18 protein-coding genes and 1 tRNA gene are annotated in these 21676 nt (G+C 74.1%); 13 read left to right on the plus strand and 6 right to left on the minus strand.

What is annotated here, in order from left to right:
* Positions 1–942: a DUF4132 domain-containing protein gene (locus tag AB0B35_RS27525; RefSeq protein ID WP_361050354.1), complete on the minus strand. Its 942-nt coding sequence runs from the start codon at positions 940–942 to the stop codon at positions 1–3.
* Positions 943–1282: 340 nt separating this feature from the next.
* On the opposite strand from AB0B35_RS27525, the gene AB0B35_RS27530 reads away from it, so the two are divergent.
* The 9 genes from AB0B35_RS27530 (at position 1283) to AB0B35_RS27570 (ending at position 10814) form a co-directional block, all read left to right on the plus strand.
* Complete coding sequence (locus tag AB0B35_RS27530; protein WP_361050357.1) at positions 1283–2119, plus strand: patatin-like phospholipase family protein; 837 nt, start codon at positions 1283–1285, stop codon at positions 2117–2119.
* 366 nt (positions 2120–2485) lie between these two features.
* Positions 2486–2558: transfer RNA gene (locus tag AB0B35_RS27535), tRNA-Cys, on the plus strand.
* A 25-nt stretch (positions 2559–2583) separates the two neighbouring features.
* On the plus strand, positions 2584–4137 hold the full coding sequence (locus AB0B35_RS27540; protein ID WP_361050360.1) for an SDR family NAD(P)-dependent oxidoreductase: 1554 nt from the start codon (positions 2584–2586) through the stop codon (positions 4135–4137).
* Positions 4134–5276, plus strand: a complete 1143-nt coding sequence (locus tag AB0B35_RS27545; RefSeq protein ID WP_361050363.1) for a gala protein — start codon at positions 4134–4136, stop codon at positions 5274–5276. The genes AB0B35_RS27540 and AB0B35_RS27545 overlap by 4 nt, the downstream gene beginning before the upstream one ends.
* The gene (locus AB0B35_RS27550) at positions 5273–6922 is read left to right on the plus strand and encodes an ankyrin repeat domain-containing protein (protein WP_361050366.1); all 1650 of its coding nucleotides are present in this window, start codon (positions 5273–5275) and stop codon (positions 6920–6922) included. The genes AB0B35_RS27545 and AB0B35_RS27550 overlap by 4 nt, the downstream gene beginning before the upstream one ends.
* Positions 6919–8097, plus strand: a complete 1179-nt coding sequence (locus AB0B35_RS27555) for an AAA family ATPase (RefSeq protein ID WP_361050368.1) — start codon at positions 6919–6921, stop codon at positions 8095–8097. The genes AB0B35_RS27550 and AB0B35_RS27555 overlap by 4 nt, the downstream gene beginning before the upstream one ends.
* Positions 8094–9464, plus strand: coding sequence for a VWA-like domain-containing protein (locus AB0B35_RS27560; protein ID WP_361050371.1), 1371 nt, complete (start codon positions 8094–8096; stop codon positions 9462–9464). The genes AB0B35_RS27555 and AB0B35_RS27560 overlap by 4 nt, the downstream gene beginning before the upstream one ends.
* A 68-nt stretch (positions 9465–9532) precedes the next feature.
* A complete protein-coding gene (locus AB0B35_RS27565; protein ID WP_361050374.1) occupies positions 9533–10045 on the plus strand; it encodes a hypothetical protein in 513 nt (170 codons plus the stop codon).
* Positions 10026–10814 (plus strand): class F sortase, encoded by a 789-nt coding sequence (locus AB0B35_RS27570; RefSeq protein ID WP_361050377.1) that lies wholly within the window; start codon positions 10026–10028, stop codon positions 10812–10814. Before AB0B35_RS27565 ends, AB0B35_RS27570 begins: the two co-directional genes overlap by 20 nt.
* 117 nt (positions 10815–10931) lie before the next feature.
* Here AB0B35_RS27570 and AB0B35_RS27575 read toward each other — a convergent pair whose 3' ends face one another.
* From AB0B35_RS27575 to AB0B35_RS27585, 3 genes are all read right to left on the minus strand, one after another.
* Entirely contained in the window at positions 10932–11381 is a 450-nt protein-coding gene (locus tag AB0B35_RS27575) for an Lrp/AsnC family transcriptional regulator (RefSeq protein WP_361050380.1), read from the minus strand.
* On the minus strand, positions 11381–12748 hold the full coding sequence (locus AB0B35_RS27580) for a transaminase (RefSeq protein WP_361050383.1): 1368 nt from the start codon (positions 12746–12748) through the stop codon (positions 11381–11383). The genes AB0B35_RS27575 and AB0B35_RS27580 overlap by 1 nt, the downstream gene beginning before the upstream one ends.
* A 118-nt stretch (positions 12749–12866) precedes the next feature.
* Positions 12867–15740 carry a LuxR C-terminal-related transcriptional regulator gene (locus tag AB0B35_RS27585; RefSeq protein WP_361050386.1) on the minus strand — a complete coding sequence of 958 codons (2874 nt, stop codon included), beginning with the start codon at positions 15738–15740 and terminating at the stop codon, positions 12867–12869.
* Positions 15741–15858: 118 nt separating this feature from the next.
* On the opposite strand from AB0B35_RS27585, the gene AB0B35_RS27590 reads away from it, so the two are divergent.
* Entirely contained in the window at positions 15859–16533 is a 675-nt protein-coding gene (locus tag AB0B35_RS27590) for a triacylglycerol lipase (RefSeq protein WP_361050389.1), read from the plus strand.
* Between the two features lie 83 nt (positions 16534–16616).
* Here the strand turns inward: AB0B35_RS27590 and AB0B35_RS27595 are convergent, their stop codons facing one another.
* Positions 16617–18452: a glycoside hydrolase family 15 protein gene (locus tag AB0B35_RS27595; protein WP_361050392.1), complete on the minus strand. Its 1836-nt coding sequence runs from the start codon at positions 18450–18452 to the stop codon at positions 16617–16619.
* Positions 18453–18456: 4 nt separating this feature from the next.
* The gene (locus AB0B35_RS27600; protein WP_361050394.1) at positions 18457–19251 is read right to left on the minus strand and encodes a hypothetical protein; all 795 of its coding nucleotides are present in this window, start codon (positions 19249–19251) and stop codon (positions 18457–18459) included.
* Positions 19252–19514: 263 nt separating this feature from the next.
* Here AB0B35_RS27600 and AB0B35_RS27605 point away from each other — a divergent pair, with 263 nt between their 5' ends.
* The 3 genes from AB0B35_RS27605 (at position 19515) to AB0B35_RS27615 (ending at position 21510) form a co-directional block, all read left to right on the plus strand.
* On the plus strand, positions 19515–19925 hold the full coding sequence (locus AB0B35_RS27605; protein WP_239120920.1) for a septal ring lytic transglycosylase RlpA family protein: 411 nt from the start codon (positions 19515–19517) through the stop codon (positions 19923–19925).
* Positions 19926–19942: 17 nt separating this feature from the next.
* Positions 19943–20545, plus strand: a complete 603-nt coding sequence (locus AB0B35_RS27610; protein ID WP_361050397.1) for a cell wall protein — start codon at positions 19943–19945, stop codon at positions 20543–20545.
* 80 nt (positions 20546–20625) lie between these two features.
* Positions 20626–21510 (plus strand): MauE/DoxX family redox-associated membrane protein, encoded by an 885-nt coding sequence (locus tag AB0B35_RS27615; RefSeq protein ID WP_361050400.1) that lies wholly within the window; start codon positions 20626–20628, stop codon positions 21508–21510.
* Positions 21511–21676 lie beyond the last annotated feature (166 nt).

Here is a 21676-nt window from a genome sequence, read left to right on the forward strand (position 1 = left end):
TCAGTCCTCGTCCTCGTCGTCGTAGTCCTCGTCGTCGTCTTCGTCGGCGTCCGCGATCTGGTCCTCGGCGGAGTCCTCGTCCTCGTCCTTCTCCACGACGCGCCCCGCGTACAGGGCCGCGGCCATGCGGGTGCCCTCGGACCAGGCGACCGGGCCGACCTCGGCCAGCGTCAGCGCGGTGCCGTTGCGGTCGGTGAAGACCAGGTCCCCGGTCTCGGTCTCGTAGTACGGGTCGTCGGAGCCGACCCACGAGCGCGCCTCGACCGTCACGCCGCCCTCGAACACGCGGCAGACGGCGTTGCCGCCGCGCACCGGGTAGCCGAGCTTGGTGGCGCGGGCGGTCAGGTGGCGCAGCTCGGCGTACTTGCCCCCGGAGTAGTCGGCGACGCGCCGAGCGGCCGGATCCGCATCGGCCGGGCGGACGAAGATCTGCCGGAACAGCTGGTCCACGGACTGGGAAACGCCCAGGTCGGCGGCGAACTCGCGCAGGTCGTCGAGGTCGGGCAGGGTCACCGGGTGCGGGATCACCACCCGCTGCGCGGGCAGCCGCACCGTGTCGCCGTCGAGGTTGACGATGCCGATCTGCCCGGGTGCCGCGTCGCGCAGGAAGCCGACCTCGTCCGGGTCGAACGCGCCGTCGTCGTCGAGCACCCCGACCACCAGGTCGGTCAGCGCCGCGCGCCAGGTCTCGTCGGCCCACACGTCGGCCAGCACCGCGACGGGCACCGGCAGCGAGCGGACCATCCACCGCTCGATGTCGGAGCGGCACTGCGCCTCATGCCGGCCCAGCCACTCGGTGAGCTGCCGCAGCCCGGTCACGACCGGGTCGTCGCGCAGCGCCGACGGCACCGACTTCAGCTCCTTGCCCTTGGCGTTGCGGGCGACCAGATCGCTCCCGCGCAGGGTGACCTCATAGCCACCCGATGCCACCAACCATCCCATGTGGACGGCCACCTCCCTGTCGAAGACACCGGACGCTAAACCACCGCGCCGACAGTCCGGCAAACGGCTGGTCGCGGCCCCGCCCCGCTCGCGGCATACCGACCGGGAACCATTCGGCCACACGGCCCGCGGCGGCCCGCAGCGGGGTCCCCGCGCCGCGGCCGCCCCGGCCGTGACGTGTGCGAAGCCATGTCAACGGGTATATGCAGGCATGACCACGCGTCTCGGGAGTACCGTCGAAGGTCCAGCGCCGGGCACGCCGCCGGTCGGCCGCAGCCGCACGGGTGCGGGCGTCGCCGGGCCGCTGGGCAGTGCGTCAGCGGTGACGGAGGAGGCGGCGGTGAAGGGCAGAGCACTCGTGCTCGGTGGCGGCGGGGTCACCGGTATCGCGTGGGAACTGGGCATCCTGGCCGGACTCGCCGAGGCAGGGGTCGACCTGAGCACCGCCGACCTGCTGATCGGCACGTCGGCCGGGTCGGTGGTCGCCTCGGTGATGGCCACCGAGCCCAGCCTGGAGGAGCGCTACCAGACCCAGCTGGAGGACCCGAAGGACGAGGTAGCAGCCCGCATCAGCACGCGCACCCTGCTGGCGTACGGCTGGGCGATGGTGCGCAGCCGCGCCCCCGAGCAGTACCGCGCCCGCCTCGGCGCGCTCGCGCTGGCCGCCGCCTCGATGACACCCGAGGAGCGCAAGGCCGTCATCGCGTCCCGGCTGCCCGTCGTCGAGTGGCCCGCCCAGCCCCTGAAGATCACCGCGTCCGACGCGCACACCGGCGAGTTCACCGTGTTCGACCGCGACAGCGGCGTGGAGCTCATCGACGCCGTCGCCGCGAGCTGCGCGGTCCCCGGCGTATGGCCGCCCGCCGCGGTCAACGGCCACCGCTACATCGACGGCGGCATGCGCTCGGCGACCAACGCCGACCTGGCCAAGGGGCACGAACGCGTGGTCATCATCGCGCCGGTGACCGTCGGCGGCGGCCTGGTCACCAGCACCGCCCGCCACGTCGCCGAGCTGACGGCGGCCGGCACCCGGGTGACGGTCATCAGCCCCGACCGCGACGCCCGGACCGCGATCGGCCGCAACATGCTCGACCCGGCCCGCCGGGCGGCGTCGGCCCGCGCCGGCCGCGCCCAGTCCGCGCACGTCGTCGAGCAGGTCGGCGCCGTCTGGTGCTGACCTGACACCGACCGTCCGTTCAGGATGTTCCCAGGGACGCGCACGACGATCACTGTCTCAACACCGCGACCAGCCAGAACTCGATGTGACGCCACTCTCTTCGGCCGAGGCCGACCCGGAGTGGCCAAAGCCAATCGCTAGCGCTATGCTCGACCGTGACGCCCGTCTTGGCGACTTCCCCCGTGGTTGCCAAGACGGGCGCTTTATTGTGCCCACACCTCCTCCCGCACACCGTCCACAGAGGAAGGAAGGGCACCTTCACATCGCCATACGTAGAGCAAGGTGCCCTTCTTGACGCCTCGCCGCCGCGCACCGCGCAGCCGGGTTGCTCGATTGTCGGCCGGGTCGGGTATCGTCCCGCGCGGCGAGGCTGTAGCGCAGAGGTCGTCGCGCCTTGACTGCAAGCTGGAGGACGTCGGTTCGAATCCGACCAGCCTCGCCCCTACCTGACCCGGGGAGAGCGCATGCCGCACCGCAGCACCGACGTGCCGGCGGCACGCGTGCCCGCGGACGGCCCGCCCGGCCCCGGGGACGCGCCGATCAGCGCGTCCGATCTGGACACCTGCCTGCGGGTGCTGGCCGCCGCCGGGCGCGGCGCGCTGGACGGCCCGGCGGCGCTGGCCGTCGAACGAGCCGTCGCCGAAGCGCACCGCGGCGGCAAGAAGCGCCGCAAGGCCGACCGCGCGGCGACCCGTGAGCAGGCCGACCGGCGGCTGCTGGCGACGGCCAGCCGCTACCGCGAGGAGATCCCCGCCGCCACGGCCCGGCACCACGCCGCCGTCGCCCACGACACGAGGCCCGCGCCGAACCTGCCGCCGACGCCCGACGGCCCGGATGTCCTGCCACCTGGACCGGACGACCGGCGTCGCGCACAGCCCGGACCGGGCCCGCAGCCTGTCGCGCCGCCTGAACCCGGTGCGCGGGCAGCGCCCACGCTGCTGCACCGGCCGCGCCGCTGCTACGTGTGCAAGGAGCGGTTCCGGCAGGTCGACGCCGACTACCACCAGCTGTGCCCGCCGTGCGCCGAGCAGAACCGGCAGCGCCGCGACGCCCGCTGCGACCTGACCGGCCGCCGCGCCGTGGTCACCGGCGGCCGGGTGAAGATCGGCTTCCATATCGCGCTGAAGCTGCTGCGCGACGGCGCGGACGTCCTGGTCACCACCCGCTTCCCGCACGACGCGGCACGCCGGTTCGCCGCGCTGCCCGACGCGAGCGAGTGGTCGCACCGGCTGCACGTGCACGGCGCGGACTTCCTCGACCTGGCCGGGGTGGTGGGTTTGGTCGACGCGGTCGGGCAGCGCTGGGACCACCTCGACATCCTGGTCAACAACGCCGCGCAGACCCTGCACCGTCCCGCGGCCTACCACCGCGAGGTGCGGGCGGCCGAGCTGCTGCCGCTGACCGGACCGGCTGCCGCGATCGGCACGACGGCGACCCGGCACCGCCCGGACACCGCCGTCGTCCTGCCGGAGCTGGCCCAGGCGCTGTTCCCGGCCGGGCACACCGACGAGACCGGCCAGCCACTGGACCTGCGCGAGGTCAACAGCTGGACGCTGCACGCCCACGACGTCAGCCCGCGCGAGTGGCTCGAGGTGCACGTCGTCAACGCCTTCGTGCCGTTCCTGCTCACCTCCCGGCTGCGCCCGCTGCTGGCCGCCGCGCCGTCCGCGATGCGGCACGTGGTGCAGGTGTCGGCGATGGAGGGGAGCTTCTCCCGCGAGAACAAGACCCAGCGCCACCCGCACACCAACATGGCCAAAGCGGCGCTGAACATGCTGACCCGGACGCTGGCCGACGACTACCACGGCGACGGCATCCTGATGAACAGCGTGGACACCGGCTGGGTGACCGACGAGCGGCCGCACCCGGACAAGCAGGCCCAGCGCGAGGCGGGCTTCCGGCCGCCGCTGGACGTGATCGACGGCGCGGCGCGGGTGTACGACCCGATCGTGCGCGCGGAGGCCGGCGACCCGGTGCACGGGGCTTTCCTCAAGGACTACCGGCAGGTGGCATGGTGACCGAGCACGAGACCCCCGCGAACCCGGTGCGCTGCCCGGCGATCAGCCATCCCGAGGCGGGACTGGCCGACCCGGCCGACTTCGACGCGCTGCTGACCCGGCTCGCCGACCCGGCCGGGGTCGCCGCCGCGGAGGACTTCCCACGCGGCACGCTGCAGCCCGACGGCCGGCTCGACCTGTGCAAGCAGGGCCTCGGCCCGCAGGTCGCGGCCCGGGTGGTGCAGGCGGCCGTACGCTTCCCGCACGCCACCCACCTGCTGCTGGGCACCAACGGCCTGGGCAGCGACGGGGCCCGCGCGGTCGCCGACGCGCTCGCGCCCGGCCACCACGTGCAGACCGTCTACCTGGGCTGCAACCGCATCGACGCGGACGGCGCGGGCGCGCTGGCCGACCGGCTCGCCGGCGACGCGACGGTGCGGGCGCTGTGGCTCAAACGCAACCCGATCGGCGACGAGGGCGTGGCCCGGCTGTGCGCGGCCCTGGCCGCCAACACCACGCTGCGCACCCTGGACCTGGTCAACACCGGGCTGACCCGGCACGGGCTGGAGTCCCTGGCGCAGGTGCTGGCAGACCGGAGCACGCCGCTGGAGCGGCTGTTCCTGGGCGGCAACGGGCTACGCCCCGACGCGGTGCCCGCGCTGTCGGCGATCGTGCGCGACGGGCGGGTTCGCGAGCTGTACCTGGCCGCCAACCACCTCGGCGACGAGGGCGCGGCCGCGCTCGGCGAGGCCGTCGAGGGCCTGCCGATGACGCTGGGCCTGGGCGGCAACGGCCTCACCCCGGCCGGGGTGGCCGCGCTGGCGGCGCGGCTCGGCGCGTGGACCGCACTCGACCTGGCCCGGCCGCCGTCGGAGCGGGCACTGGGCGCCCTGCCCAACACCGTCGGCGACGAAGGCGCGGCGGCGCTGGCGGTGGTGCTGCCCGCGAGTCGGCTGCGGCGGCTGGACCTGCGCTTCACCGGCATCACCGGCCGTGGCGCGAAGCTGCTGGTCGCCGCACTGAACGACGACATGCCGCTGCGCTACCTGGGCATCAACCACGGCGTGCCGCGCCGGCTGCGGCGGCTGGCCGCGGCCACCCTCGGCCCGGCCGAGCAGCCGCACCCCGACATCAGCGCGATCGCGAGCGTGTACCGGTGAGCGACCCCGAACTGACCGTCTGGCAGCGGGTACGCCGCTACGCCGTGCCGACCCGCATGATCGACGAGTGCACGGACCGGCGGCTCGCCGGTGACTGGCGCGGGGCGTGCGCCGCGGGCCGTGTCGACACCGACGTCGATCTCGCCGAGGTGGCCCGCACCCACGGGGCGGCGGCCGCCGAACGGATCGTCGCGGAACTGGCCGGGTTCGCCCCCGACCTGCTGCGCTGGCATCTGCCGCGGGCGCTGGGCGGGCGCACCAGCCTCGCCACCGGCCTCACCTTCACTCTCGCGCCGCGCCTGGACGTCGTCGGCCAGGACACCCCGGCACTGCAGGTCGAGCTGCCCAAGACCGTGGACGGCTCGCAGCGGCTGCGGCTGACCGTCGCCCCGCTGGGCAAGGCTCCCGGCCCGGAACTGCCCGGCTACCTGTGGCACGCCACCGAGTCGGCGGGGCTGCGCCAGGCGTACGGCGGCGACGCGCACCGGCTGCCCTTCCTCACCCCCGACGGTGCGCCGGTGCCGATCGCCGGGTTCACCGCCGCGACCGGTGACGGCGCCCCGGCGCGGGCGGAGCGCTCCGCCGCGCTGCTCGCCACGGAACAGCTGGTCGAGGCGTGGCGCGAAGCCGGGCTGGAACTCGACGAGACGCTGCCCGCGTTCCGGTACAGCCACTACAAGGTGTCCCGCGAGCAGGTGCTCGGGCAGCGGCTGCACCTGGTCGCACTCGCCCCGGCGGTGCGCCGGCTCGCCTCGCGCCACGCCGCCGAGGGCGTGGTGCTCAACGCGGACTGGCGGCTGCGCTTCCTGTTCACCCCGGACGGGGACACGGTGCGGGTCCGGATGCTCGGCGAGAACGAGCGCCGCGGCGACCTGCCGGTGCTGGCCGAGCCGCTGTACCTCGTACCCCCCGATCTGGAACTGCTGCATCGCGGCCTGGTCACGCCGGCGGACCTGCACCCGCTGGTGCGCGCGGCGCTCTTCCCGCACGCGCGCGGCGGCGTCCCGGCCGCGCGCGGCCCCGCGTTCGGGCCGGTGCGGGTGCGCTGCCGGGGGCAGTGGCACCGCATCGACAACGCGGGCGGGCGGCTCGTGCCGCTCGACCACACGCCCGACGAGGTGCGGCGCGAGCACGCGCTGCGCGCGCTCGGCGGCAAGGTGGCCGGCTGCTTCGCCGCCCAGCAGGGCTGGACCGACGGCAGCACGCGGCTGCCCCGGGCCTTGCGGGACCAGCGCCGGGAACTGATGCAGACCATCCTGCACGGTGACACCCAGGCGGTGCTCGCGATGCTGGACGCGGGCCTGGACCCGCACGTGCGTGACGGCCGCGGCTCGACGCTGCTGCACCTGCTGCGCTGCCTCGACCACGAGGTGCTGCTGCCCCGGCTGCTGGCCGCGGGCCTGCCGATCGACGCCCGCGACCACCGCAGACGCACCCCGCTGCACGTCGCGGTCGGCTGGGTGGGCACCCCGTCGCTGGTGCTGGCGCTGCTGGAGGCGGGCGCGGACCCCAAGGCCGAGGACGACAACGGCACCTCCGTCACCGACCTGGTCGAGTACAAGGGCTTCGAGTACTACGAGGAAGAGAGCGGCGACAAGCACGCCGACCTCAAGCTGATCTCCCAGTACATCCAGGAGCGTTCATGAGCGAGGCTTTGCGTACGGCGGACGAACTGATCGCCGCGACCCGGGCGTGGCGCAGCGAGCCGGTGGCCGACCCGCGGGTCGAGGCGCTGGCCCTGGCGGTGTCGGCGAACCTGCCGGTGCTGCTGTGGGGCGAGCCGGGCATCGGCAAGTCCGCGTCGCTGCAGCAGCTCGCGGCCGGGCTCGGGGTGCCGCTGGAGACGGTGATCGCCAGCGTGCACGAGCCGTCGGACTTCTCCGGCCTGCCGATCGTCGGCGACGATCCGGCCGCCGACGGGGTGCCGATGGCCCCGCCGGACTGGGCGGTGCGGCTCGCGCGCAGCGGGCAGGGCCTGCTGTTCTTCGACGAGCTGTCGTCCGCGCCGCCCGCGGTGCAGGCCGCGCTGCTGCGGGTGGTGCTGGAGCGGCGGGTCGGCAGCCTGGAGCTGCCGCCCGCGATCCGGATCGTCGCCGCGGCGAACCCGCCGTCCAGCGCCGCCGACGGCTGGCACCTGAGCCCGCCGCTGGCCAACCGCTTCGTGCACCTGCACTGGACGCACGACCCGCGGGTGGTCGCCCGCGGCCTGGCCGGAACCTGGCCCGCGATCACCGTGCCGACGGTGCACCCGGCGCGGATGGCCGGGGCGGTGGCCCGCGCCCGGGGCACCGTCGCGGGCTTCCTGACCGCGCGGCCGGGCCTGGTGCACCACCTGCCCGGCGACGCCGACAGCCGGGGCGGGGCGTGGCCGTCGCCGCGCAGCTGGGAGATGGCGCTGCGGCTGCTGGCGTTCCACCTGGCCACCGACACCGGCCGGGACGCGCTGACCACCGCGCTGGTCGGCGCGGTCGGCGACGGCGCGGGGCTGGAGTTCGGCACGTACCTGGAGGAGCTGGACCTGCCCGACCCGGAGCGGGTGCTGGCCGACCCGAAGGCGTTCGCGCTGCCCGACCGGGGCGACCGGCAGCTGGCGTTCCTCACCGCGGTGGTCTCGGCGGTGCAGGCGAGCACCACCCACCAGCGCTGGGACGCGGGCTGGGTGGTGCTGGCCAAGGCCGTCGACGCCGGGGTGCCCGACGTCGCCGCCCGCGCCGCCCTGGACCTGGCCGCGCTGCGTGACACCGACTGGCCGGTGCCGGCCGAGATCGACGCGTTCGTCGAGGTGCTGAGCCTGTCGGGCATGCTGCCGGCCGCACGATGAACACGCCCGCCCCGGGCCCGGCGCGGACCGGGCAGCCCGCACCCGTGGACGATGCCGTGCCCGCCGGCCGGGACGCCGACGCCGGGCGGCCCGCCCGGACCGTGCCGCTCGACCGGGCGAAGCTGCTGGCTGCCCGGTTCCGGGCCGCGGGCGAGCGGCCGTACCTGGCCAGCGCGCTGTACAGCCTGACCGTGGTGCCCAGTGACCAGGTGCCGACGATGGGCGTGGACCGGCACTGGCGCTGCTACGTGTCCCCCGCGTTCGTCGAGCGGACGCCCGTCGAGCAGCTCGCCGGGGTGTGGATCCACGAGGTGGCGCACCTGCTGCGCGACCACCACGGCCGGGGCGACCGGCTGGCCGCCGACCTGCGCGCCGACCACCACCGGGTCAACCTCGCCCAGGACTGCGAGATCAACGACGACCTGGTCGCCGACGGGCTGGCACTGCCCGAGGGCCGCATCCACCCCGACCTGTACGGCCTGCCCACCGGCCAGTTGTTCGAGCAGTACCTGCCGTCGCTGCCCGCCTCCCCGCCCTGCCGTGGGCAGTGCGCCGGCGCCGCGGCGGCGGGTGGGGCGGGCCGGGGCGCGGGCGGCGGGGCGGTGTGCGACTGCCCGCCCGTCGAGTGCGGCTCGGGCGCGCACGGCCACCCCTCGCCGTGGGACCTTCCGGAGGCAGGGGCCCCGGCCGTGCGCGGCGTGGAGGCCGACGCGATCCGGCGGCAGACCGCGCAGTCGGTGCGCCAACACGTACGCGGGCGCGGCACCGTGCCCGCGGGTTGGCAGCGCTGGGCCGAGCAGGTGCTCGAACCGACGATCGACTGGCGGCAGGCCCTCGCGGGAGCGGTGCGCGAGGCGGCGGCCTGGGCGGGCGGCGCGGTCGACTACACCTACCGGCGGCCGTCGCGGCGCGGGGCCGCGCTGCCCGGTGTGGTGCTGCCGAGCCTGCGGCGGCCGCTGCCCCGGGTGGCGATCGTCATCGACACCTCCGGCTCCATGTCGGAGGACGACCTGGCCGCGGTGCTGGCCGAGGTCGGCGGGGTGCTGCGGGCGGTGGGCGTACGCGGCAACCGGGTCGCCGTGCTGGCCTGCGACGCCGACGTGCACGCCGCGCGGCGGGTGTCCACGGTCGGCGAGGTCGTGCTGGCCGGCGGGGGCGGCACCGACATGCGGGTCGGCATCAGCGCGGCGCTGGCCGTGCCGGAGCCGCCGCACTTCGTGATCGTGCTGACCGACGGGTACACGCCATGGCCGGACGCGGCGCTGTCGCGGACCAGGATCATCGCCGGGCTGGTCGGGGCGGACGCGCCCAAGCCTCCATCCTGGATCGAAGCCATCCCGATCATCATGACTTCCGGTAAAACGTGAGCTGCGTCCGAGAAAGGGTGCTTTTGTAATACCCAGCAGATCTTCGGATCTCGGGGAAGGAAGCAGCCATGGGTACGTCTCTTCGGCGTGCGGCCCTGTCCGCAGCCATCGGCGTCGCCGCCGCGACGCTGGTCTCGCCGTCGGTGGCGCTCGCCGCGGCCGACGTCACCGTCAACCCGTCCGCCGTCGCCCCGGGCGGCCGCTTCACGCTCGCCGCGTACTGCGGCGCGGGGGCGGTCTCCGCCTCGGTGAGCACCACGACGATCGGCGGGCCGTCCGAGATCACGCTGAACCCGTACACCGACGGCGGGCCGGGTGCGTACAACGCCGAGCTCACCGTGCCGTCGACGACGCTGCCGGGCACGTACCAGCTCAACGTCACGTGCAGTGACGGCGAGACGGGCGCGGGCACGCTGGTCGTCTCGCCGACCGGCGCCCCCGCGGGCGGCGGCGGGTCCACCTCCGACGGCCCCAGCCGGGCCCTGCTCGGCGCGGGCTCCGGCCTGCTCGCACTGTCCGGCCTGGGCGGCGTCGTGCTGCTGGTGCGCAGCCGGAGGTACCGTGGCCACCACTGCGCCTGAGCCACCGGCCGAGACCGAACCCGCGATCGAGGTCGGACCCGCGGTCGAGGTGAGGTCCACGGCCGAGGCGGTGCCCACGGCCGCGATCCTGGCCCCGCGCGGCCGGCACCGCACCGCCGGGCGCACCGGACGCAGGGCGGTACTGCTGCTGGTGGGCGCGGCGCTCGCCGGGATCGGCCTGATCGCCGCCGCCTTCATGATCACCCCGGCCGGGCCGCCCCAGCCCACCGACGACGCCTCGGGGCGCTACCAGCTCGTCGACACCGACCGGCGCCCCGACGCCCGCGGCATCCGGCCGCTGGACCGGTCCGCGCCGGTGCGCGTGAAGATCCCGTCGATCAAGGTGGACGCGGTCGTGGTCACCGTCGGCACCAATCTCGACGGCAGCCTGCAGGTGCCCGAACTCAAACACCCGGACCTGACCGGCTGGTACCGCTACGGCCCGAGCCCCGGCGAACGCGGCAACGCGGTCATCGTCGGGCACGTCGACACCCGTACCAGCGGCCCCGCCGTGTTCTTCCAGCTGGGCTCCCTGAAACCCGGCACCAAGATCGAGGTCCAGCGCCTCGACGGCTCCCAGGCCACCTTCACCGTCGACGTCGTCAAGTCGTTCCCCAAGGACGAGTTCCCCGCCCACCGCGTCTACGGCGCCACCGACGACATGGGCCTGCGCCTGGTCACCTGCGGCCCGCCCTATGACCGCACCGACCGCAACTACCTCAACAACATCGTCGTCTTCGCCACCCTCACCAAAACCCGCGCCGGCTAGGTCCTTCCGGGTTGATCATGAACTTGTGGCACGGCTCGACGGCGTGTCGCGGCCACAACTTCATGATCATCGCGGCCGGAAGCGGCGGCCGCGGCGGCCGCGCGGCCTGCCGGGGGGTCAGTCGGGGACGCCCCAGGTGAAGCGGTGGACGTGGATGCCGAAGTACGGGAAGGACTCGATGGCGGCCACCCCGGGGACCGGGCGGATGTGGTCGTTGACCAGGTCGGACAGGTCGGCCATGGTCGCGCAGACGACCTCGGCGAACAGGTCGAACGAGCCGGCCGTGGCGACCAGGTAGACCACGGCGTCGAGCTCGCCGAGCGCCGCGGCCACCGCGCCGACGTCGCGGTCGACGCGGATGCCGAGCAGCGCCATCACCGGCCGCCCCGTCTTCAGCGGGTCGGTGACCGCGGCGATCTGCATGACCCCGGCGTCGGTGAGCCGCTGGATGCGCTGGCGTACGGCCGGCCCGCTCAGCCCGACCTCCAACCCCAGGTCGGTGTACGACGCCCGCCCGTCCACCTGCAGCCGCCGGATCAGCGCCTTGTCGGTCGCGTCGAGGTCCATCAGCCGACCAGCTCCGCGACGGCCTGCTCGAACACCTCGGTGTGCCGCGCGATGTCGGCGTCGGTGGTGTCCGGGCACATCAGCGCCATGTTGTGGAACGGCGTCATGAGGATGCCGCGGTTGAGCGTGTACAGGTGCATGTACTCGTCGAGCAGGTCGTCGGCGGCCGCCGCGGACTCGCCCCCGGAGCGCGGCGCGGGCCGGGTGAAGCGGTACTCCGCCCGCGCGCCGAGCTGGGTGACCGACCACGGCACGTCGGCGGTGTCCAGGATGCGCCGCACGTCCTCGGTGTAGTCCCCGGCGAGTGCGATCATGTGCGCGAACGCGTCGTCGGTGAGCACCTCGTCCAGCGTGGCCCGCATCGCGGCCAGCGACAGCGCGTTGCCGGCCAGCGTGCCGCCCACGCCGCCGACGTCGACGATGTCCGCGCTGCCGGTGGCGGTGATCCGGTGCACCCGGTCGGCGATCTCCTCGGTGAGGCCGTACGCCCCGCACGGAATGCCGCCGCCCAGCGACTTGCCGATGACGAACACGTCCGGGCGCAGCCCGTCGCGGGCGGTCATGCCGCCGGGACCGGCCGAGATCGTGTGCGTCTCGTCGATCATCAGCAGCGCTCCGTACCGGGTGGCCAGCTCGCGCAGCCCGGCCAGGAAGCCGGGTTCGGGCAGCACGATGCCGATGTTGGTGAGCGCGGGCTCGGCCAGGATAGCCGCGACGTCGCCGTGGGCGAGTTCGCGTTCGACCGCGGCCAGGTCGTTCCACTCGGCGACGCGGGTGGTCTGCGTCGGGTCGACGGCGGGGGCGACGTTGCCCGGACGGCTGCGCGCCTGGCCGTCCGGTCCGACCACGACGAACGTCTCGTCGACGGAGCCGTGGTAGCAGTACGAGAAGACCAGCAGTTTCGGTTTCCCGGTGACCAGGCGGGCCAGCCGGGCCGCCCAGCGGTTGGCGTCGGTGGCCGACAGCGTGAACGACCAGCGCGGCAGGCCGAAGCGGCGGGTGAGCTCCGCGCCGACCCACTCGGCGTCCTCGGTGGGCAGCATGGTGGTGATGCCGCCGTCGACGGCGATGCGCCGGTGCACGGCGGCGACCGTGGCCCGCGGGCTGTGCCCGGCCATGGCCCCGGTGTCGCCGAGCGCGAAGTCGAGGTAGGTGTGGCCGTCCACATCGGTGATCCGATTGCCGTGCGCGGTGGCGTACGCGAGCGGGAAACCGCCCGCCCACTTGCTCATCCACGTCATCGGCACCCGCCCGAACAGGTGCCCGGCCTGCTCGTGCACGCGCAGCGACCCGGGGTGCGCGGCGCGGTAGGCGGCCCGTTCCCGGTCCACCAGGGCGGTCACCCGACTACGATCGATGGTGGTCATGGGCGCACCGTAACACGATTTCCAAAGCTGAACGACGGCCTGGCTTCAATTTTCAAAGCGTGCGTTAAGAAGGTGCCCTTCCTCTACGCATAGCGACAAGAAGGTGCCCTTCCTTCGGTCAGGGGAGGAGGTTGGCTAGTTCGACGCGGGAGCGGACGCCGAGTCTGGTGAAGATGTTGCCGAGGTGGTGTTCGACGGTGCGGGGGCTGAGGAACAGCTGCGCGGCGATCTCACGGTTGGTGGCGCCCTGCGCGGCGAGGCGGGCGATCTGGCGTTGCTGCGGGGTGAGTTCGCCGTCGGGTTCGGTCAGGCGCGGGCGGGCGGATTCGCCGGTGGCGCGCAGCTCGGCGCGGGTCCACTCGGCCCAGCGGTCGGCGTGCAGGCGTTCGAACGACTCCAGGGCGCTGCGCAGCTCGGCGCGGGCCTCGGCGCGTTTGCGGCGGCGGCGCAGCAGTGCGCCGTACAGCAGTTCGGTGCGGGCCCGTTCGAAGGCGCGGTCGCCGACGGCGTGCAGCTGCAGGGCCGCGCGGAAGTGCTCCTCGGCCTCGCCGCCCTCGCTGAGCAGGGCGCGGCAGCGCGCGGCCAGCGCGAGGTTGTCGGGGCTGCTGGTGCTGTCGGCCCACGGTTCGAACGTGGTGAACGCGGCGCGGGCCGCGTCTGACGCCCCGGTGCGCACCGCGGCCTCCACGTAGGTCGGCACCGACAGCGCCGCCACCGCCATGTGGCCCTGGCCTGGTCCGGCTCGGGCCAGCCCGCGCAGGCGGCCCGCGGCGTCGGCGTGGCGGCCCAGGGACAGGTCCAGGAAGGCCAGCGCCCAGGTGCTGAGGGCGGCGGGCAGGCCGAGGCCGTACAGGCCGGCCCGATCCAGGGCGGTGCGGGCGCGCAGGCGGCAGGTCTGCTCGTCGCCGTGGATCGCGTCGAGCAGGGCCAGCGCGGCGAGGTGGTGGCAGGCGCCGTTGCCCTGGCCGGTCTCGGTCGCGGCGCGCAGGCCCTCCAGCGCGTTGGCGGTCGCGGCGGCGTGCCGCCCGGTCCAGAACTCGGCGTACGCGCTGAACTCCAGCGCCTTGGGCACCATGGTCAGCGCGCCGCGCCCGCGGGCCAGCGCGACCGCGCGTGCCGCCATCACCCGGCCCTGGGCGTTGTCGCCGAGGATCAGCGCGGCGATGCTCGCCCAGATCAGCGCCGACGGGTCGTCGATGCGCGGCGCGCCGTCCAGCACCGCGCGCAGCGGGGCCAGCGCCGCCCCGAACCGGCCCAGGAAGATCGCCGACAGCGCCTCCAGGTAGTCCAGCATCACCGTGGCCTGCGGTGAGACAGCCGCCCCGCGCAGCGGTGCCGCCTGCGCGGCGACCTGCAGGAAGCGGCGATGGTCACCGGCGTACACGCCCGCCTCGCCCGCCCGCATCATGGCCCGGACGGCCAGTTCCGGATCGATGGGGGCGAGCCGGTGCGCTGCCGTCAGCAGGGCCTCGTAGGCGTCGCTGGCCCGGCCGTCGCGCAGGTCGATGTCGCCGCGCAGCAGTTCCAGCTCGCCGCGCGCGGCCGCGCCAGGGGCCGCGGGCAGGGCGCGGTCGAGCAGGTCGCGGGCGCGCGCGGAGCGGCCCGCGTGCCAGGCGTCGCGGGCCGCCGCGGCCAGCCGCCGCGCCTTGGCCCCGTCGTCTCCGGTGCTCAGCTCGGCCGCGCGCTCGTAGGCCGCCGACGCGGTCGCGTACCCGCCGCGGTGGCGCGCGGACGCGGCCGCCGACTCCAGCTCCTCGGCCAGCTCATGGTCGGGGGCCAGCCCGGCTGCGGCCCGGTGCCAGGCCCGGCGCAGCGGGTGGCGGGACTCGTCGAGCAGCCGGGCCAGCAGGGCGTGCGCGGCGCGGCGGCGGGCCAGCGGCGCGGTCTGGTAGATCGCCGCCCGCAGCTGCGGGTGGCGGAACTCCACCCCCGCCGGGCCGACCCGCACCAGCCCCGCGGACTCGGCCGGTTCCAGCGCGGCCAGATCCAGGCCTGCTTCGTCGGCGGCCCGCACCAGCAGGTTCGTGTCCATCTCGTCCTCTGCCGCGGCGATCAGCAGCAGCCGGCGGGTCTGCTCCGGCAGCGCCCGCACCTGGCGCAGGTGCGCGTGCTGCAGCCTGGTGCAGGGCGGCAGCGGATCCGGCAGCGGGCGGACCCCGCCCAGCTGGTCCGGGGCGAGCGCGGCGACCAGCTCGGTGACCGCCTGCGGGTTGCCCGCGGCGGCGGCGGCCAGGCGCAGGCGTACGCCCTCGGCGACGGCGACCGGCGCGACCTGCCCGACCACCTCGGCGCACGCGGCGTCGTCCAGCGCGGACAGGGTGAGCACCGGCAGTCCGGGTGGCGGCAGGGCCTCGTCGTCACCGCAGCTGAGCAGGATGACGACGGCCTCACCCTCGTCACGCGCACTGTCGCGGCCCGCGCCTGGCCCGCCGGCAGTGCCGCCACCGGACGAAACGGCATCCGCGACCGAAGCGAGGCCACCGGCGGCCGGCCGGGACGCCCCGATGCCTCCGAGCCGCCGGGCGGCGAAGGCCAGCGCCTCCCGCGACGGCGCGTCGAGCAGGTCGACGTCGTCCACGCACACCAGCACCGGTGCGTCCCGGGCGAGCACGGCCAGCAGGGCGAGCAGCGCCGCGGGCAGCAGGACGGCCCGGTCGCCGGGTTCGTCCGCCTCGCCGTCGAGCACGCGGCGCAGCACCTCGGCCTGCCGCGCGGACAGCTCGGGCAGTTCGGGCAGCCGTCGGGCGACCGGGCGCAGCAGCCGGTGCAGGCCCGCGTAGGGCAGGTCCGACTCCGGCTCGACGCCGCAGCCGGGCAGGACCTGGAAACCGCCGGCCTCGCTCATCGCGTACCGGAGCAGTGCGGTCTTGCCCAGGCCGGGCTCGCCGCGCACCAGCAGCGCGCCGCCGTGCCCGGCCCGCGCGGCGTCCAGCATGGACGTCAGCGAGAGCAGCGCACTGTCGCGGCCGTGCAACGGCGTGAGCGGGACCACGCCCAGAAGTTACTCACAAGTTAACGTTCCGCGAAAGACCGATGCGTTGTTTCACGGATGCGAAGCACGTACGACATCGCGCACGCTCTGTCCCACTCAATCCCATCGAGGAGGACAGATGCGAAAGTCAGCCGGAGTGCTCAGCGCACTGTGCGCGGTGCTCGCCATGGTCGTGGTCGCGCCGTCGCCGGCCCAGGCCGCCGAACGCGATCCGGTCATCTTCGTGCACGGCTACAAGGGCGGGGCCTGGAACTGGAACGACATGATCGCCGACTTCAAGGCCGACGGATGGAGCGGCGGGCGGCTGTTCGCGATGTCGTACGACATCACGCAGTCCAACAAGACCACCGCCGCGCAGCTGCGCTCCCTGGTCGACTCGGTGCGCGCGCAGACCGGCGCGGCGAAGGTCGACGTCGTCGCGCACTCCATGGGCAGCCTGAACTCCCGGTGGTACCTGAAGTTCCTCGGCGGCACGTCATACGTGGACCAGTGGGTGTCGCTCGGCGGGCCCAACCACGGCACCAACCTGACCCCGATCTGCTCGTGGCTGATCACCTCCTGCGCGGAGATGGCCCCGGACAGCTCCTTCCTGCGCGACCTCAACGCCGGTGACGAGACGCCGGGCGGGGTGCGCTACCAGACCTTCTGGTCCAGCTGCGACGAGTTCATCAACCCCGACCAGAGCACGATCCTGACCGGGGCGACCAACACCAACGTCGGCTGCATCGAGCACGCCTGGCTCCTGGTCAGCGACCCCGTCTCCCTCAAGGTCCGCACCTTCCTGAAATCCTGACCTCCGCCCCGGCTCAAGGGCACCCTCTCGGCAAGAAGGTGCCCTTCCTCTACGGAAACCGATAAGAAGGTGCCCTTCCTTCGTCAGAGGGCGGCGCGGTGCTGGGCGCGGGTGATGGCCCAGGCGGCGTTGACGAGGCCGATGTGGCTGAAGGCCTGGGGGAAGTTGCCGAGCAGTTCGCCGGTGTCGGGGTCGACTTCCTCGGCGAGCAGGCCCACGTCGTTGACGTAGGCGATCGCGCGTTCGAAGACCTCGGTGGCGCGGTTGACGCGGCCGGCCTCGGCCAGGGCGTGGGCCAGCCAGAAGGTGCAGAGCAGGAAGGTGCCCTCGTCGCCGGCCAGGCCGTCGACGCCGCCCTCCGTGCGGTAGCGGTAGACCAGGCCGCGCTCGTCGGTCAGGCGGTCGGCGATCGCGTCGATGGTGGCGAGCATGCGCGGGTCGTCGGCGGGCAGGAAGCCCACGATCGGCATCATCAGGCAGGACGCGTCGAGGTCGGCGGAGCCGAAGTACTGCGTGAACGCTCCGGCGGATTCACTCCAGCCGTCGCGCAGCACCCGCTCGCGGACCTCGTCGCGGGCCGCGGACCAGGCCGGCACCCGGTCGGCCGCCCGCAGCCGGTCGGCCAGGGCGATCGCCCGGTCCAGGGCCACCCAGCACATCACCTTCGAGTAGACGAAGTGCCGGGGTTCGCCGCGCACCTCCCAGATGCCGTGGTCGGGCTCGCGGCAGCGGACCACGGCCGTGTCGGCCAGCGCCACCAGGAACGCGCGGATGTCGTCGTCGCTCTCGGAGAGCTTGTCGGCGAGCAGGTGGGCCGCGCCGAGCAGCTCGCCGTACACGTCGATCTGGTGCTGGTTCCAGGCCCCGTTGCCGACCCGCACCGGGCGGCTGTCGCGCCAGCCGCGCAGGTGGGGCAGGGTGCGCTCGGTCAGGTCGTGCTCGCCGTTGACGCCGAACATGATCTGCAGCGGGTAGTCGGGGCCGATCGCGCCCGCCGCCGCCGTCGTCATGAAGGTGAAGAAGTCACCGACCTCGTCCGGGCACGCGGCGACCCACAGCGCCTCCATGGTGAAGCTGGCATCGCGCACCCACGCGAAGCGGTAGTCCCAGTTGCGCTCGCCGCCGACGCTCTCCGGCAGCGACGTGGTCGGCGCGGCGACGATCGCGCCGCTGGGCCGGAAGGTAAGCCCCTGCAGCACCCGGCCGCTGTGGTGCACCAGGTCGCGCCAGGGGCCCTCGTAGTTCTGGTGCAGCTTCGACCAGGCCCGCCAGGACTGCACGGTGACCGTCATCCAGTCGGCGATCTCGTCCTGGTCCCAGATCCGGGCCGGTTCCAGTCCCCACGTCGAGCGGTGCAGGGCGAACCACAGCTCATCGCCGACGCGCAGCGTGACCTCCCCGTACGCGGTGCTCTCCGCACAGGTGAGCTCCATCGGGCTGGAGAGCATCAGCCACTCGGGACCGCCGCGCACGTTCAGCCCGCCCGGCACGTGCGACATCAGCGGGCGCAGCAGGCCGTACTCGGCGCGCGGCTCGAACCGCAGGCGCATCGCGACGTCGCCGTCGCGGCAGCTCACCCCACGCACCAGCATGTGCGGCGCGCCGACGCCCAGGGAGTGGCCGTGTGGGTGCTCGTTCGGGCCGACCGCCATCGCGTCGGTGACCGCGAGCGTGCCGGTCGGGGTGTGGAAGGTCGTCTCCAGCACCAGCGTCTGGTCCAGGTAGCGCCGGGTGGCGGTGAACGGGCCGAGCGGCCGGATCGACCAGTGGCCGGCGTCGTCGTCGAGCAGCCGGCCGAACACCGACGGGCTGTCGAAGCGCGGGCAGCACAGCCAGTCGACCGAGCCGTGCCGGGTGACCAGCGCCGCGGTGTGGCAGTCCGACAGCAGGGCATGGTCGGCGATCGGCACGCCGCTCATCGGCTCAGCTCCCGGAATGCGCGGCGACCAGCTCCGGGTCGACGCCCGCGGCCAGGCACTCGGCCACGGCCTCCTGTCGCGCCGACTCCCAGTGGTTGCGGCGGGCGGCGATGGCCGCCGCGATCGCGGCCAGCTCGCGCACCGAGCGGGAGTCGGCGTCCGACGGCGGGTTGGTGCGGGCCGCCTCGAACGCGCTCTCGATCGCGTCGGGCTCGGCGTCGGCCAGCTCCGCGATCTCGCCGAGGTCCCACTCGTGGTGCACGACCAGGTTGGCCGCGTACAGGTTGCGGTTGGCCGCCACCACGTCCAGGTGATAGCTGCTGAACCGCACCATGTCGGTGGCCTTGGCGACCCGGGTCAGCGGGTCGGCCGGCAGCATCAGCTCGGCGTCGCGCAGGTGGTGCACCGCGGTGGCGCGCGCCTCCGACAGCAGGTCGCGCAGCTCGCTGGCCAGCTGCTGGCGGTGCAGCAGCTCGTGCCCGGCGTCGTACAGGTGCTGCGGGGCGGTCGACCACTCGGCGATCAGGCGCACCCGCCGCTCGTCGGCCCGGTGGCCGCAGATCATCTCGGCCAGGTCCTCGGTGGTCCAGTCCCGGTTGCCGTGCAGGTAGGCCGCCGCCTCGTCGCGGGCGCGCAGGGCCGTCCCGTAGGCCTGCCGGATGTCCGCGCTCACGGCGCACGCCCGCATCGCGCCCGAGGTGGTACCGAGCGCCTGCACCGCCTGCAGATCAGACCGGAGCCGGGAGACATTGATATGGGCCAGCGGGTCGCTGCCGACGCCCGCCCGCGTCGCGTCCATTAATGCAGCGTACGCCCATAGTCGGCGGGCCGTGGCCGGTCGCCGCAAGGCGGCGCGCGGGGGCCCCTGCCCGGTGCCGAACGTGACGGCGGCGGCGAAACCTCCCGGGTGCGGCAGCCGCTCGCACCGATTCACCAAATGAAGAAAGATTTCAGTGTATGGATTGACCGCGAAGCTCTCCGCCGCCATGATATTCGACAAACGTCGATGGGCCCATCGCCGCTCCTCCTGGTAAACACCCCCACCACGAAAGGAGGCGGACAGTGGCTGCCCTCACCGGAACGATGTCCTGGTTCTGCTGCGGCAACTCCTGGGGTCCGTGCGGCACCGCCGGGCACGGCGCGTGCGGCACCTGCAACAGCGGGAGCTACCAGCACGCCTGGCCGAACGCCTCGGCCGCCTGTTTCAACATCACCCGGCCGGACGCCTGCGGCGTCAGCATGACCCGCCGCGGCTGCGGCTTCCGGCACTACACCACCAACCGCTGCAACGGAAAGCGCGTCGGCACCACGATCGCCGACTGCGGCCCGCAGACCGATCTGTGGTGCGGCGAGCGCGCCTGCTGCGGCTCGGTGTGCGGAACCAACCGCATCGTCGACCTCACCCCCGCCGCGTTCAGCCAGATCGGCAGCCTCTCCGCCGGCCTGCTGCCCTGCAGCGTCGACACCGTCTGAGCCGGGAAGGAACCGACATGACCGAGACTCTCGACCGTCGCCGCCTGCTCACCTCAGCCGTCGTCGGCAGCGCCGCCCTGGCCGGCGCGACCGCACTCGGCTCGCTCGCACCGGAGGCCGCCTTCGCCGCCGGCGAGCAAGCCGTCGAGCCCGGCGCACCCGACCCCAACTTCGCCGAGGGCCGCATCATCGGCATCAGCGCCGGGATGCTGTTCGTCACCGGCTCCGACATGGCGCTGTGGCGCATCCGGATCACCGGCGGCACCAGCATCTGGAAGCTGCGTCCCACCACCTTCGACCAGGTCGCCGTCGGCGACGGCCTGTACGCCCGCGGCCTGCGCCTGCCCGACGGCACGCTGGCCGCCGACTCGGTGTGGGTGAACATCGTCAACGTGCACGCCCACATCGCCGCCATCGGCCGCAACATGCTGCACCTGGACCACAAGGGCAAGCGCATCGTCGGGCACCTGGTGCCCGGCACGTCGGCGGCCCGCTACAACGACACCCCGGCCGTGGCCGACATGTCCCTGCTGCGCGTCGGCAAGCACGTCCAGGTCATCGGCGCCTGGGTGCCCGACACCAACGAGGTCGAGATCGCGACCGTGTACGCGAACGCCTGACACCGCCAACCCGGGCGGACGCCCCGACCCCCGGCGTCCGCCCGCTCCCCTACGTCACCCTTCGACACTCCGGAGGATCGATGATCTCGTGGATCGCGCCGCTGCAGCCGCTGCTGCTCGGCCTCGTGCTGCTCTGGTCTGCCCGGCTCAAGCTGCTCTCCCCGCACGCGGCCGCGGCAGCCGGCCGCAGCGCGCTGGCCCAGCTCGTCGGCGACACCCGCGCACTGCCCGCGTACCGGCTGGTCGGCACGGTGGAGGCGGCCCTCGCGCTGGTCCTGCTGGCCCCGCCCGCGCTGCCCGCCGAGGCGCTGGCCGCCGCCGTGCTGTCGCTCGGCTTCACCGGCTACCTGGCCTACGCCCGGATCGCCGCACCCGAGTCGTCCTGCGGCTGCCTGTCCGCGACCCGCACCCCGGTCCGCTGGCGCGCCTTCGCCCGCACCGCCGGCCTGCTGGCCGCGAGCCTGCTCGCGCTGCCCGCGACCACGGGCTGGACCGACGTGCTGCGGACCCGGCCGCTGCCGGCCGTGGGACTGCTGCTGGCCGAGGCGGCCCTGCTGGTCGCCCTCTCCCCCGAGCTGGACCGGCACTGGCTCGACCCGCTGCGCCAGCTCAAGGTACGGATCACCCGGCCGCTGCCCGCGGGCGGGTTCGAGGTCCCACTGGACTCCACGATGGACCAGCTGCACCGCAGCCCGGTGTGGCGGGAGACCGCCGCCCTGCTCACCTCCGACCTGCGCGAACACTGGGACGACGACGAGTGGCGCATCCTCGTGTTCACCGCCCGCCACGCCGGCCAGGAGGCGTCAGCCGTGTACGCCGTCCCCCGCCTGCGCTACCAGCCCGCCGCCGTGCGTGTCGTCCTGGTCGACGAGCCCACCGGCCAGGTCCTGCTCGCCCGCCAGTCCCCACCCGACACCCCCGAACCCGACTGGGTCCGCCCCTCCCCAGCCGCCGCGACCGCCTGACCCCCTCCCGCGTTGATCATGAACTTGTGGCAAGGCTCGACGGCGTGTCGCTGCCATAATTTCATGATCGACGGGGATCGGCGGGGCGACGGGGCACGGTCCGGCGTGGAATCCGTTTTCCCGAAGGGTGGGCTTCTGGGGGCGGGGCGGGGTTCGGTGGTGTGAA

It is taken from the genome of Catellatospora sp. NPDC049133 (assembly GCF_040648455.1).
Lineage (GTDB): Bacteria > Actinomycetota > Actinomycetes > Mycobacteriales > Micromonosporaceae > Catellatospora > Catellatospora aurea.